Origin of the sequence: Streptomyces sp. NPDC101160, assembly GCF_044768205.1 — a bacterium.
Lineage (GTDB): Bacteria > Actinomycetota > Actinomycetes > Streptomycetales > Streptomycetaceae > Streptomyces.
On sequence record NZ_JBIWPJ010000001.1, the window covers coordinates 880,991 to 893,825 of the forward strand.

Annotated in this window: 12 protein-coding genes; 6 read left to right on the forward strand and 6 right to left on the reverse strand. The window is 75.2% G+C overall.

What is annotated here, in order from left to right:
- Positions 1-173 precede the first annotated feature (173 nt).
- Complete coding sequence (locus ACIRSU_RS03910) at positions 174-1,394, forward strand: MFS transporter (protein ID WP_403788898.1); 1,221 nt, start codon at positions 174-176, stop codon at positions 1,392-1,394.
- 67 nt (positions 1,395-1,461) lie between these two features.
- Positions 1,462-2,211: a maleylpyruvate isomerase family mycothiol-dependent enzyme gene (locus ACIRSU_RS03915; RefSeq protein WP_403789390.1), complete on the forward strand. Its 750-nt coding sequence runs from the start codon at positions 1,462-1,464 to the stop codon at positions 2,209-2,211.
- Between the two features lie 100 nt (positions 2,212-2,311).
- Here ACIRSU_RS03915 and ACIRSU_RS03920 read toward each other — a convergent pair whose 3' ends face one another.
- The 3 genes from ACIRSU_RS03920 to ACIRSU_RS03930 all read right to left on the reverse strand — a co-directional run bounded on the left by ACIRSU_RS03920 (position 2,312) and on the right by ACIRSU_RS03930 (position 5,183).
- Positions 2,312-2,983, reverse strand: coding sequence for a response regulator (locus tag ACIRSU_RS03920; protein WP_403789391.1), 672 nt, complete (start codon positions 2,981-2,983; stop codon positions 2,312-2,314).
- Positions 2,984-3,006: 23 nt separating this feature from the next.
- Positions 3,007-4,308 (reverse strand): sensor histidine kinase, encoded by a 1,302-nt coding sequence (locus tag ACIRSU_RS03925; protein ID WP_403788900.1) that lies wholly within the window; start codon positions 4,306-4,308, stop codon positions 3,007-3,009.
- Positions 4,309-4,478: 170 nt separating this feature from the next.
- A complete protein-coding gene (locus ACIRSU_RS03930) occupies positions 4,479-5,183 on the reverse strand; it encodes a TetR/AcrR family transcriptional regulator (protein WP_403788902.1) in 705 nt (234 codons plus the stop codon).
- Between the two features lie 155 nt (positions 5,184-5,338).
- On the opposite strand from ACIRSU_RS03930, the gene ACIRSU_RS03935 reads away from it, so the two are divergent.
- Complete coding sequence (locus ACIRSU_RS03935) at positions 5,339-5,839, forward strand: nitroreductase family deazaflavin-dependent oxidoreductase (protein WP_403788904.1); 501 nt, start codon at positions 5,339-5,341, stop codon at positions 5,837-5,839.
- Between the two features lie 76 nt (positions 5,840-5,915).
- Here the strand turns inward: ACIRSU_RS03935 and ACIRSU_RS03940 are convergent, their stop codons facing one another.
- Complete coding sequence (locus tag ACIRSU_RS03940; RefSeq protein WP_403788906.1) at positions 5,916-7,283, reverse strand: geranylgeranyl reductase family protein; 1,368 nt, start codon at positions 7,281-7,283, stop codon at positions 5,916-5,918.
- A gap of 177 nt (positions 7,284-7,460) precedes the next feature.
- On the opposite strand from ACIRSU_RS03940, the gene ACIRSU_RS03945 reads away from it, so the two are divergent.
- The 3 genes from ACIRSU_RS03945 to ACIRSU_RS03955 all read left to right on the forward strand — a co-directional run bounded on the left by ACIRSU_RS03945 (position 7,461) and on the right by ACIRSU_RS03955 (position 10,279).
- Positions 7,461-8,828, forward strand: coding sequence for a dipeptidase (locus ACIRSU_RS03945; protein WP_403788908.1), 1,368 nt, complete (start codon positions 7,461-7,463; stop codon positions 8,826-8,828).
- A gap of 109 nt (positions 8,829-8,937) precedes the next feature.
- Positions 8,938-9,645, forward strand: a complete 708-nt coding sequence (locus ACIRSU_RS03950) for an MBL fold metallo-hydrolase (protein WP_403788910.1) — start codon at positions 8,938-8,940, stop codon at positions 9,643-9,645.
- A 316-nt stretch (positions 9,646-9,961) separates the two neighbouring features.
- Positions 9,962-10,279, forward strand: coding sequence for a hypothetical protein (locus tag ACIRSU_RS03955; RefSeq protein ID WP_403788912.1), 318 nt, complete (start codon positions 9,962-9,964; stop codon positions 10,277-10,279).
- A 50-nt stretch (positions 10,280-10,329) separates the two neighbouring features.
- Here the strand turns inward: ACIRSU_RS03955 and ACIRSU_RS03960 are convergent, their stop codons facing one another.
- Both ACIRSU_RS03960 and ACIRSU_RS03965 read right to left on the reverse strand, forming a co-directional pair.
- Positions 10,330-11,421, reverse strand: a complete 1,092-nt coding sequence (locus ACIRSU_RS03960) for an NUDIX domain-containing protein (protein ID WP_403788914.1) — start codon at positions 11,419-11,421, stop codon at positions 10,330-10,332.
- A 342-nt stretch (positions 11,422-11,763) separates the two neighbouring features.
- A complete protein-coding gene (locus ACIRSU_RS03965; protein WP_403788916.1) occupies positions 11,764-12,708 on the reverse strand; it encodes an ROK family protein in 945 nt (314 codons plus the stop codon).
- Between the last annotated feature and the right edge of the window lie 127 nt (positions 12,709-12,835).

The following is a 12,835-nucleotide window of genomic DNA, read 5'->3' on the forward strand; positions in this document are numbered from 1 at the left end:
GCGGCGGCCGCCGGGGTGCCTGCGTGCGTGGCGGCCGCGGGCGGCGGGCCCACCGGGCGCGGCGGGTGGTCGTGGGCGGCCGCCCCCCCCCCCCCCCCCCCCCCCCCCCCGCTTCCGGGCGTCGTCCGCGCCCCCGCTTGAATCGGGCCGCCGCCCACCCCTATCCTGACTTTGTGCCGCTACTAAACAAAGTCAGGCTGCCCGTATCCGGGGGATCCCGCGGAGACACCGCACCTCTCTCCCTGGCCCGCCTCCGCTCCGCCCTGACCCTCTTCTTCGCCCTCGACGGCTTCCTCTTCGCCGGCTGGGTGGTCCGCATCCCGGCCATCAAGCAGCAGACCGGCGCGTCCGCCGGCGACCTCGGCCTCGCGCTCCTGGGCGTGTCCGCCGGGGCCGTCGTCACCATGACGCTCACCGGCCGGCTCTGCCGCCGCTACGGCAGCCACCCGGTGACCGTCGCCACCGCCGTACTGATGTCGCTCTCCCTCGCCCTGCCCCCGCTCACCCGGTCCCCGCTGGCGCTCGGCCTGGTCCTGCTGCTCTTCGGCGCCGCGTACGGAGGCATCAACGTCGCCATGAACAGCGCGGCCGTCGACCTCGTCGCCGCGCTGCGCAGGCCCGTGATGCCGAGCTTCCACGCGGCCTTCAGCCTCGGCGGCATGCTGGGCGCCGGGCTCGGCGGGCTGGTCGCCGGGAGCCTGACGCCCACCGCGCATCTGCTCGGCCTGACGTTCACGGGGCTGCTGCTGACCGCCGCGGCCGGGCCCGTACTGCTCCGGCACCCCTCCCCCGCCCCGCCCGAGTCGCTGCCCGCGCGTACGGACGGAGGACGGCCTTCCGGCTCCCGTCGCACGGTCCTCGCCTTCGGGGTGATCGCACTGTGCACCGCGTACGGGGAGGGCGCGCTGGCCGACTGGGGCGCCCTGCACCTGGCGCAGGACCTGCGGGCGCACCCGGGGGTGGCGGCCGCCGGGTACTCCCTCTTCGCCCTCGCCATGACGGCCGGCCGGCTCTCCGGCACGGCCCTGCTCGAACGGCTCGGGCAGACCCGCACCCTGGTCGCGGGCGGGCTCACCGCCGCCGCGGGCATGCTGCTCGGGGCGCTCGCGCCGACCGTCTGGGCCGCGCTCCTCGGCTTCGCCGTCACCGGGCTCGGCCTCGCCAACATCTTCCCCGTCGCCGTCGCCCGCGCGGGCGCCCTCGCCGGACCCGGCGGTGTCGCCGCCGCCTCGACCCTCGGCTACGGCGGGATGCTGCTCGGGCCGCCGGCCATCGGCTTCCTCGCCGACTGGTTCTCGCTGCCGGCGGCGCTCACGACGGTCGCGGTGCTGGCCGCCGGAGCCGCCGTCATGGGGTACGCCTCCCGCGGGGCCCGGGTGCCGGCCGTCGGCTGACCGGTGCGCACGGCCAAGGAGTTCGAGCCGGGGGCTCCTCACGGCCATAATCCGCATCATGGACAATCTGAGCATCGACCGGCACATCGACGCGCTCGACGCGGCGGGCAAGGCCCTCGTGGCGGCCGCCGCCGCGGCCGGGCCCGACGCGGAGGTCCGGACCTGCCCCGGCTGGCGGGTCCGCGATCTGCTGCGGCACACCACGACGGTCCACCGCTGGGCCACCGCCCTCGTCGCCGAGCGCCTCACCGAGGGCGGGCCGGCCGCCGCCGAGACCGACCTCGACGGCGACGCGCTCCTCTCCTACGTCCGCGAGGGGCATGAGCGGCTCGTCGACACGCTGCGCGCGGCCCCCGCCGACCTGGAGTGCTGGACCTTCCTGCCGGCGCCGTCACCGCTCGCGTTCTGGGCGCGGCGCCAGGCGCACGAGACGACGGTGCACCGGGCGGACGCCGAGTCGGCGCTCGTGGGCGAGCCGGGCTTCGGGCCGGTGGACCCGGCGGTCGCCGCCGACGGCATCGACGAACTCCTGCGCGCCTTCCACGCCCGCGACCGCAGCCGGGTGCGTACGGCGGAGCCGCGCACCCTGCGCGTACGGGCGACGGACACCGGCGACGTGTGGACCGTACGGCTCTCGCCGGAGGCGCCGCGGACGGAGACGACCGCCGACGGGCCGGCCGACTGCGAGCTGAGCGGGCCCGCCGACCGGCTCTATCTGACGCTGTGGAACCGGCTGCCGCAGGACGCGGTGACCGTGGCCGGGGACGCGTCGCTCGCCCGGCTGTGGCGGGACGAGTCGGCCATCACCTGGTCGTAGGGCGGAAGCCACGCACGTCGCGGAGGTCCCGGCACGTCAGCCGAGCCGGCCGGGACCGGACCGGGCCGTCAGCCAGGCCAGCCAGGACGGACCGGGCCCGTCAGCCGAGCCAGCCCGGGCGGACCAGGCCCGACTCGTAGGCGAGGACGACGAGTTGGGCCCGGTCGCGGGCGCCGAGTTTGACCATCGTGCGGCTCACGTGCGTCTTGGCGGTGAGCGGACTGACGACGAGACGGCGGGCGATCTCCTCGTTGGACAGACCGAGGCCGACGAGGGCCATCACCTCCCGCTCCCGGTCGGTGAGTTGGGCGAGCGGCGCGGCCGCCCCGCCGGCCGGCGGCCGGGAGCGGGCCGCGAACTCCTCGATGAGCCGGCGGGTCACGCCGGGTGAGAGCAGCGCGTCGCCGGCCACCACCGCCCGCACGGCCCGCAGGAGTTCGTCGGGTTCGGTGTCCTTGACGAGGAAGCCCGAGGCACCGGAGCGGATGGCCTCGAAGACGTACTCGTCGAGTTCGAAGGTGGTCAGCATGACCACCTTCACCGTGCCCAGCTCCGGGTCGGCGGTGATCAGGCGGGTGGCGGCGAGGCCGTCCCGGCGCGGCATGCGGATGTCCATCAGGACGACGTCCGGGCGCAGTTCGCGCACCCGCGCCACCGCCTCCTCGCCGTCGGCGGCCTCGCCCGCCACCTCGATGTCCGGCTGGGCGTCGAGGAGGGCGCGGAAGCCTGCCCGTACCAGCGACTGGTCGTCGGCCAGCAGGACGCTGATCACGGGGCTCGTGGGGTTCACGGAGCTCACGGGGACTCCTCGGGGCGGACCGGCAGGCTTGCGTGCACCCGGAAGCCGCCGTCGGGCCGGGTGCCCGCCTCGATGGTGCCACCGAGGGCCGCGGCCCGTTCCCGCATGCCGGCGAGTCCGTGGCCGCTGCCACCGGCGTCGTCGCCGGTGGCCGGGCCCTCGTCGTCGATCCGCAGGTCGAGCGCGTCCGGTCCGTAGCCGACGACGACCCGTGCGGTGCGCGAACCGGAGTGGCGCACCACGTTCGTCAGCGCCTCCTGGACGATCCGGAAGGCGGCGAGTTCGGTACCGGGCGGGAGCCGGCGGCGCCTGCCCTCGGTCCCGGTCGTCACGGTGAGTCCGGCGGCCGCGGCCTGCTCGACGAGTTCGGGGAGCCGGTCGAGGCCGGGCGCGGGGGCGCGGGGCGCGTCACCGGGGGCGCGGAGGGTTTCGAGCACCTGCCGCACCTCGCCGAGCGCCTCCTTGCTGGCCGCCTTGATGGTGGTGAGGGCGGTACGGGCCTGGCCCGGGTCCGAGTCGAGGAGGGCGAGGCCGACGCCGGCCTGCACGTTGATCACGGAGAGGGAGTGGGCGAGGACGTCATGCAGCTCGCGGGCGATCCGCAGCCGCTCCTCGTCCGCCCGGCGCCGCTCGGCGGCGGCCCGCTCGGCGCGCTCCTTCGCCCACTGCTCGCGGCGGACGCGGACGAGTTCGGCGGCGGCGAGGATCGCCACGACGAAGGCGGCGGCGGGGAGTTCCTGGCCCCAGGGGGCGGGGCCGTCGCCGTCGGGCGGCAGATAGCGGTACAGCCAGTGGGCCAGGAGCAGGTGCCCCGCCCACAGGACTCCGAGCGCCCACCAGGCAGCGTGCCGGTGCCCGTGCACGACGGCGGCGAAACAGGCGACCGCGACGACGGCGAAGACCGGGCCGTACGGGTATCCCGCGGCCAGGTACGCCAGCGTCACCGCCGACACGCCGAACACCACCGGGACGGGCCGGCGGTGACGCAGCAGCAGCGCGGCCGCGTCGAGCACGAGCAGCGTCCGGCCGAGCGCGTCGAGCGCGACCCGGTCGGGCTGGTTGTGGGCGGCGAACCCGGAGCCGACGAGCACGAAGACGGCCACCGCGACGGTCGACGGCCACGGCAGCCCGCCGCGCCGCTCGTACCCGCGCCGCTCCCACCATCCGCCGCGCCGCTCATACCCGCGCCGCTCCCAGCGCCCCCCGCGCCGGCGTCCGGGCCTCCGGCGCCACGGCCCGTACTCGCCCGGCGGCCCGGGGCGGCCGGAGGCCGGGGTGCGGGTCGGCTGTTCGTCCATGCGGCCACGCTAGACCGGGGCGGGGCGCGGTGGCGTCAGCCGGGCGGGGTGATCACCCGTACTCCACGGGGAGTACGGGGGGTGGTGGTGGGCGTACGGCTCCGAGGGCGCGAGTACGGGAGAGGTGGCCGGCCCGCAGGGTCGGCGCCCGTGACGGCGATCGCGCGCCCTCACGGCCTGGGCAGCAGCCCGACCTCGCGGCCGAGGCGTTCCGCGGCGGTCGTGAAGAACGTGTCGCGGTCCTCGATGACGTTGTTGAACTGGCCGAACAGCTCGAAGGAGATCAGCCCGAACAGTTCGGCCCAGGCGCAGACGAGGGCGATGGCAAGGGCCGGCGGGAGGTCGGGGGCGAGGTCGGCGGCGAGGCGCTCGGCCTCGGGGCGGAGGCCGGCCGGGAGCGGGGGCGGGGCGATGCCCTTGTCGTGGTAGGCGGCGCGGGCGATGGAGACGAGGACGAGTCCGCCGCGGGCGGCGTGGTCGACGGTGTCCCGGGGTGCGGTGTAGCCGGGCACCGGGGAGCCGTAGATGAGGGCGTATTCGTGGGGGTTCTCGACGGCCCAGGCCCGGATCGCGCGGCAGACGGCGGTCCAGCGGGCGAGGTGGGCGTGCGGGTCGGCGGCCTCGGCGGTGGCGTGGGCCCGTTCGGCGGCGGCGCCGACGGCGTCGTAGGCGTCGATGATCAGCGCGGTGAGGAGGTCGTCGCGGCTGGGGAAGTAGCGGTAGAGCGCGGAGGACACCATGCCCAGCTCGCGGGCGACGGCGCGCAGGGAGAGCTTGGCGGCGCCCTCGGCGGCGAGCTGGCGGCGGGCCTCGTCCTTGATGGCGGCGGTGATCTCGATCCGGGCGCGGGCGCGGGCTCCTTGAACGGCGGTCATGGAGAGCAGTCTGCCATGTTTCGGAGCACCGCACTGAAACGAGAGCACTGCTCTTGCTTGAGAGCGCCGATCCGTGCACACTGTTCTCAAGCGAGAGCAGTGCTCACACTTCGGAGCAACGCTCACCTTTTACGCCCAGGCCCAGGAGGCTCCCGATGTCCGCTCAGCCCGCGCAGCCCGCCCAGCCCTCCGCCCACGTCATCAAGCCCGGCTGGTTCACGGTCAACGTCTTCAACCGCACCGTCGCCTGGCTGACCCGCCGCGGGTTCAGCGTCTGGGGCTCCCGGGTCCTCGCCGTGCGCGGCCGCAAGAGCGGCGAATGGCGCCGCACCCCCGTCAACCTGCTGACGGTGGACGGCGCCCAGTACCTGGTGGCCCCGCGCGGCCACGTCCAGTGGACCCACAACATGCGGGCCGCGGGCGGCGGCGAGCTGCACCTCGGCAAGCACGCGCAGCCGTTCACCGCCGTGGAGGTCGCGGACGACGACAAGCCGGTGATCCTCCGCGCGTACCTCAAGCGCTGGAAGGCCGAGGTCGGGGTGTTCTTCCAGGGCGTCGGGCCCGACTCCACCGACGAGCAGCTGCGCGCCATCGCGCCCCGGCACCCCGTCTTCCGCATCACCACGACCGCCACCGCCGCCGCCGCGAACGCGTGAGAGGGCGGCACGGACCCGGTCCGCACCGCCCTCTCACCCGGGGGGCCGGGGCCGCTCGGGCCCGCCCCCCTACCGCTCAGGAAGTCTCGACGTCCCCGGCCTCGACGTGCCCGGCCTCGTCGGCCTCGTCCTTGCGCGGTGTGACGCCCCGCCCCGCGGGACCGACGCCCGCCGAGGTGTCGATGCGGCGGTCGAGCATGTCGAGCGTGCGGTGCGCGAAGCCGCTGCCGCGCACCAGGCCGGCCAGCGTCGTCGAACCGCGCGTGATGTCCGAGAACGCCCGCCAGGCCGGCCGCAGCCCCGTGATCGCCGCGTGCAGCAGCCCCGGTCGGCGCTCGAACACCGCGAGCATCCGCCGCCCGACGGCCATCTCCACGCCGAGCCCGGCCTTGATGGCGAAGGCGTAGTTGAGCGCCTGCCGGCGCGTGTCCACGGCGTCGCCCGCCTCGGCGATCCGGACGGCCCACTCGCCCGCGAGCCGGCCCGAGCGCAGCGCGAACGAGATGCCCTCGCGGGTCCACGGTTCGAGCAGACCTGCCGCGTCGCCGCAGACCAGGACGCGGCCGCGGGAGAGCGGCGAGTCGTCGGTGCGGCAGCGGGTCAGATGGCCGGAGGAGATCGCCGGATCGAAGCCCGCGAGGCCGAGCCGGGCGATGAAGTCCTCCAGATAGCGCTTGGTGGCGGCTCCCTCGCCGCGCGCCGAGATGACGCCGACGGTGAGCGTGTCGCCCTTGGGGAAGACCCAGCCGTAACTGCCCGGCAGCGGGCCCCAGTCGATGAGGACGCGGCCCTTCCAGTCCTCGGCCACCGACGCGGGCACCGGGATCTCGGCCTCCAGGCCGAGATCGACCTGGCCGAGCTTGACGCCGACGTGCGCGCCTATCCGGCTGGCGCTGCCGTCGGCGCCGACGACGGCGCGGGCGAGGACGGTCTCGCCGTCGGCGAGGACGACGGCGACCGTACGGCGGTCGGGCACGGCCGGGCCGTGCTGCTCGACCCGGCTGACGGTGACACCGGTGCGCAGCTCGGCGCCCGCCTTCTGGGCGTGCTCGACGAGCTGGGCGTCGAACTCGGGCCGGTTGATGAGCCCGAAGAGCATGCGCCGGGAGCGGCGGGTGCGGGCGAAGCGGCCGTCGAGCTGGAAGGTGACGGCGTGCACGCGGTCCTGCAGGGGCAGTTCGAAACCGGTCGGCAGCGCGTCGCGCGACGGGCCGATGATGCCGCCGCCGCACGTCTTGTACCGGGGCAGCTCGGCCTTCTCCAGGAGCAGCACCCGGCGTCCGGCGACCGCCGCCGCGTAGGCCGCGGAGGCGCCGGCCGGCCCGGCGCCGACCACCACCACGTCCCACACCTGCTGCCCCTCGGCCGGGCCGCCTGGGCCGTCCGCCCCGGCTTCGGCCACGCCGTCCTCCGCCGCTCCGGCGTCTGCGTTCTCGCTGCTCACGATGTGCTTCTGCTCCTGATCCGACCGGTGGTTCCTGCTGTGATCGCATCCTACGGCTCGGTAGCTCCGGCGCGGGGCCCGGCCGTGTCGCCCTGCGCCGTAGGATCGGCCATGCGTTCGCCGTACAACCGACACGGCGTCGTTCTGACAACGTCGCACCCACCAGGAGCGTGCCCCATGACCTCGAATCCGATCGCCGAGACCGTCGCGTCCCTGATGCCCCGCGCCAAGGCGGAGCTGACGGAGCTGGTGGCCTTCCACTCGGTGGCGGACGAGGCCGTCGCGCCGCGCAGTGAGTGCGAGGCCGCGGCGAACTGGGTGGCGGACGCGCTGCGCGCGGAGGACTTCCAGGACGTGGCGCTGCTCGACACCCCGGACGGTTCGCAGTCGGTGTACGGCGTGCTGCCCGGCCCGGCCGGTGCGCCGACCGTCCTTCTCTACGCGCACTACGACGTGCAGCCGATGCTGGTCGAGGCGGCGTGGGTGACCCCGCCGTTCCAGCTGACCGAGCGGGAGGACGGCCGCTGGTACGGGCGCGGTGCGGCCGACTGCAAGGGCGGCTTCATCATGCACCTGCTCGCGCTGCGCGCCCTGAAGGCGAACGGCGGGGTGCCGGTCACGGTCAAGATGATCGTGGAGGGCTCGGAGGAGCAGGGCACGGGCGGCCTGGAGCGGTACGCGGAGGCGCACCCCGAGCTGCTCACGGCGGACGCGATCGTGATCGGCGACGCGGGCAACTTCCGGGTGGGCCTGCCGACGGTGACGGCGACGCTGCGCGGCATGACGATGATCCGGGTGACCGTGGACACGCTGCAGGGCAACCTGCACTCGGGCCAGTTCGGCGGCGCCGCTCCGGACGCGCTCGCCGCGCTGATCCGGATCCTGGACTCGCTGCGGGCCGAGGACGGTTCGACCGTCATCGACGGACTGCCGGCGGACGCGGTGTGGGAGGGCCTGCAGTACCCGGAGGCCGACTTCCGCAAGGACGCGAAGGTGCTCGACGGGGTCGACCTGCCGGGCAACGGCACGGTCGCCGACCGCATCTGGGCGCGCCCGGCCGTGACGGTCATCGGCATCGACGCGCACCCGGTGGCGGGCGCGACGCCGTCGATCCCGGCCACGGCCCGCGCGCAGATCAGCCTGCGGGTGCCGCCCGGCCAGGACGCGGCGAAGGCGACGGAGCTGCTGTACGCGCACATCGAGAAGCACACGCCGTGGAACGCCCGGGTGAGCTTCGAGCAGGTGGGCCAGGGCCAGGCGTTCCAGGCGGACACGTCCAGCCCGGCGTACACCTCGATGGCCGAGGCGATGCGGATCGCGTACCCGGGCGAGGAGATGCAGACGGCCGGCATGGGCGGCTCGATCCCGCTCTGCAACACGCTGGCCGCGCTCTACCCGGAGTCGGAGATCCTGCTGATCGGCCTGAGCGAGCCGGAGGCCCAGATCCACGCGGTGAACGAGTCGGTGTCGCCGCAGGAGCTGGAGCGGCTGTCGGTCGCGGAGGCGCACTTCCTGGTGAACTACGCGCGCTCGAAGCAGGGTTGATCGCGACGCCGACCGGATGGCGGTCGGCGAGCGGCTTCACGCTCTGGGCGGAACTCGCCCAGAGCGTAGACCGGTCCGGCGGGCGGGTCCGGCGACGTACGTTCGCGGCATGGACCTCGTAGAGATCACTCCCCGCCTGCACATGCTGCGCTTCTCCGTCGGACAGGCGTACCTGTGGCGGGACGACACGGAACTGACCCTGATCGACGCCGGCTGGGCCGGTTCGGCGCAGGAGGTGGAGACGGCGCTGCGCGGCGCGGGCCTCGACCCCGCCCGGATCCGCCGGATCGTGCTCACCCACTGCCACCGCGACCACGTGGGCGCGGCGCAGGAGCTCGCGGACCGCTTCGGCGCGGAAATCGTCGCGCACCCGCTGGACGCCCCGGTCATCCGTGGCGAACTCCCCGTCCCCGAGCCGGACTTGCTGGACTGGGAACGACCCCTCTACGAGCACGGGCTGACCGTGCCCGAGGCGCCGCCGACCCGGGTGGACCGCGAGGTGACCGACGGCGAGGAGCTGGGCTTCGGCGACGGCGCGGTGGTGGTGCACACACCGGGCCACACCCCCGGCTCGATCGCCGTCCATCTGCCGCGCCACGGCGTGCTGTTCAGCGGCGACACGGTGGCCTCGATCCCGGACGTCATGTTCGGCGTCTTCCACGTGGACCGCGCCGAGGCCCTGTCCTCGATGCGCCGGCTCGCGGAACTGCGCCCGTCGGTGCTGTGCTGCGGTCACGGCGAGCCGGTGACGGAGGACACGGCGGAGCGGTTGGCGAAGGCGGCGGCCCAGGGCGACCCGGGAACCGCCGGGGTGTGATCGACGTTCTCCCCCGTCGGACGGTCAACATGGGGGCTCATGACGAGCGAGGTCACATCCGGTGGTTCGGGCGACCTGGTGCGGGCACGGCGGTTGCGTCGGGCCGGGATCGGCGGCGGAGTGGTCGGCGGGCTTCTCGGCTGCGTGGTCATGCTGGTGGAGGGGTTCGGTACGGGCTTCGCCTGGTGGGTCGCGGCGCCGTCCGCGGTCTTCGGCGTCGTCGCCGGCACGGTGGTGGGGGGCGAGGCTGGGCCGGGAGGACCGGGCCCACAAGGACTCCCTCGAGCCGAACGAGACAGTGCTCAACGTCTATCCGGTGTGGCCGTCCCCGGCGCCCGCCTGGAGCGCCCGCCGCGGCGGCGACCAGGCCGCGCCCCTGCACCTGCACACCACCACCCGGCACCTCCAGCTCTGGGAGGGCACGACGCTGGTGTGGGCACACGGCTGGGACGCCGTCCGGTGGGAGACGGACGGGTCGGTGCTGCGTGTCCTGCACGGCGACGTGGAACTCGCCCGGCTGGAAGGGCCGGGGGGGGCGACCCGGAACTGCCGCGGGACTTCTGCGGCGTGGCGGACCGGATCGCCGCCCGCTTCGGACGGCGCCCGGGTCCGCCGGTCTGATCCGGCGGTCTGATCCGTTGACCTGATCCGCTGACGGATGGTCCGTTTGACCGATGGCGCGGATCAGCCCACCGGCACGCCCGCCTCCAGGTTGAGCACCGTGCCGCGTTCGCGCGCCCTGAGGGCCCAGCGGAGGCGGTGGTAGCGGACCGGTGGGAGGAGGTCGGCGGCCTCCTGCTCGGTGACGAAGCGCCAGCCGCGGAGTTCGGCGCCGGGGAGAAGGAGACGGGCCGCGTCGGCGGTGCGGAGGAGGCCGCCGTCGAAGAGGAGGCGGAGGCCGCCGTAGCCCGGCGGCTGGGGGCGTTCCCAGTCGACGAGGAGGAGGCGGGGTACGGCTTCGAGGTGGAGACCGATCTCCTCGGCGACCTCGCGCATGCCGGCGCGGGCGGGCGCCTCGCCCGGTTCGACGACGCCGCCCGGGAACTCCCAGCCGGGCTTGTAGGTGGGGTCGACGAGCAGGAAACGGTCGTGCTCGTCGAAGAGGAGGACGCCGGCGGCCAGGGTCTCGCCGGTGGGCTCGGGCGTCTGGACGATGCCGCAGGGCGCGGCGTGGCCGGCGGTGACGGCGTCGGCGACGACGCGGGCGGTCTCGGCGGCGGTGCGGGCGGAGTTGTCGACGGCGTAGGCGTCGGCGGCGAGCCAGCCGGCGAGGGCGGTGCGGTACGGCTCGATGTGGTCGAGGCACCAGCGGCGCGCCCGGGCGGCGGCATCGGCCGCGGTCTCGCCCGAGCCGGGGCGTGGCACGGCGTCGGCGTCCGCGGGCGCCGACGCGTCGTGGGCGGCGCGGCTGTCGATGCGGTCGCGCAGGATCGTTTCGCCGGGAGTGAGCACGACGTGCCGCACCTGGATACGACGGGCCGCGAGGCCGCCGAAGATCTCGTCCCGGTACTCCTGCCGGAGCAGCGTCATCGGGACGACCAGGACTCCGCCGACCTCGGCGAGCAGCGCGGCCGCGGTGTCCACGACCAGGCGGCGCCAGATCGGCAGGTCCTGGAAGTCGGTCACCTCCGCGAGACGTTTCTGCGGGAGCAGCAGGCGCAGGGCGCCGCCGGTGGACTCAGGGTCGTACAGCGTGCTGTTCGGGATCAGATCGACCAGTTCGCGCGCGGTGCTGGTCTTCCCCGCGCCGAACGCACCGTTGATCCAGACGATCACGATTCCCCCTCTGCGGTTGCCCCTGTGGGGTTGCCCCCTGTGGCTTGCCCGCACCACCCTGCCACGGAAACCCCCGGGGGCGGGCGGGGCGAACCGGCGCACGCGGGAGCGTCGGCGGAGGCGGTACGCGGCCGGACGCGCGCCCCTCGGGCGCCCCGCGGCCGGCGGCGGCCGCGCCATCGGCCCCGTCTGCGGCGTCGGCGGCGGCCGTGCCATCGGCAGCATCGGCGGCATCGGCACCGGCGGCATCGGCACCGCCGGCCTTGCCGGCCCCGCCGGCTCCGGCAGCTTCGTACGCGATCCTCCGCGCCGCCGTCGGCGCCGTCAGCTCCGTCGGCGCCGTCAGCTCCGTACCGGTTCCCCCGCCCCGCGGCCGGCGGCGGCCGCGCCGAGCAGCCCGGCGTCGGTGCCGGTCAGCGCGGGGACGACGGTCAGGTCCCGCAGGAAGGAGAGCGTGGCGTACGAGCGGAGGTTGCGGCGCAACGGGGCGAAGAGGACCTCGCCGGCGCCCGCCACTCCCCCGCCGACGACCGCGATGTCGATCTCGACGAGGGAGGCGGCGGCGGCGATTCCGGCGGCGAGGGCCTGGGCGGCGCGTTCGAAGGAGGCGACGGCCACCAGGTCGCCCGCGCGGGCGGCGGCGGCCACCGCCGCCGCGGAGGTGTCGCCGTCCGGACCGGGGCGCCAGCCGTGGTCCAGGGCGCGGCGGGCGATGTACGGCCCGCTGGCGATGCGTTCGACGCAGCCGCGCCCGCCGCAGGCGCACGGGTCGCCGTCCAGGTCCACGCTGATGTGGCCGATGTGACCGGCATTGCCGGTGGGACCGGGGTGGACGCGCCCGTCGAGGACGAGGCCGCCGCCGACGCCCGTGGACACGACGAGGCACAGCGCGTTGTCGTGGCCGCGCGCGGCGCCCAGCCAGTGCTCGGCGGCGGTCATGGCGACGCCGTCACCGACGAGCGTGACGGGCAGTCCACCGGTGGCCCGCCGCACCCGCTCGACCAGCGGGAAGTCGCGCCAGCCGGGCACGTTGACCGGGCTGACGGTGCCGTTCGACGCGTCGACCGGGCCCGCGCTGCCGATGCCGACGGCACCGGCCGAGGCCCACTCCGGGGCCGCGGCCAGCTCCCCGAGCACGTCCGCCACCGCCCGCATCACCGTTTCGCCGTCCTCCTGTGCGGGCGTCGCCCGGCGGGCGCGGACGTGGATACCGCCCTCGGCGTCGACCAGCGCTCCGGCGATCTTGGTGCCGCCGATGTCGAGAGCGACGACGAGGTCAGTGCGCATGGGGCTCCGGGTCTCCGTGGGGCGGTGGATGCGGCCTACAGTCTTCCGCACCAGTCTTCCCCGCTCTGACAACGTTGTCCAGGGCCTATGCTCGACAGCGACGAGATCGACATCCGCTCTGCGGCGC

What these genes read in the sequence shown, in the direction of transcription:
- ACIRSU_RS03925 (WP_403788900.1), bottom strand. Translation starts at nt 4,308, where the DNA reads ATGGACGAACAGCCGACCCGCACCCCGGCCTCCGGCCGCCCCGGGCCG.
- ACIRSU_RS03930 (WP_403788902.1), bottom strand. Translation starts at nt 5,183, where the DNA reads ATGACCGCCGTTCAAGGAGCCCGCGCCCGCGCCCGGATCGAGATCACC.
- ACIRSU_RS03935 (WP_403788904.1), top strand. Translation starts at nt 5,339, where the DNA reads ATGTCCGCTCAGCCCGCGCAGCCCGCCCAGCCCTCCGCCCACGTCATC.
- ACIRSU_RS03945 (WP_403788908.1), top strand. Translation starts at nt 7,461, where the DNA reads ATGACCTCGAATCCGATCGCCGAGACCGTCGCGTCCCTGATGCCCCGC.
- ACIRSU_RS03950 (WP_403788910.1), top strand. Translation starts at nt 8,938, where the DNA reads ATGGACCTCGTAGAGATCACTCCCCGCCTGCACATGCTGCGCTTCTCC.
- ACIRSU_RS03965 (WP_403788916.1), bottom strand. Translation starts at nt 12,708, where the DNA reads ATGCGCACTGACCTCGTCGTCGCTCTCGACATCGGCGGCACCAAGATC.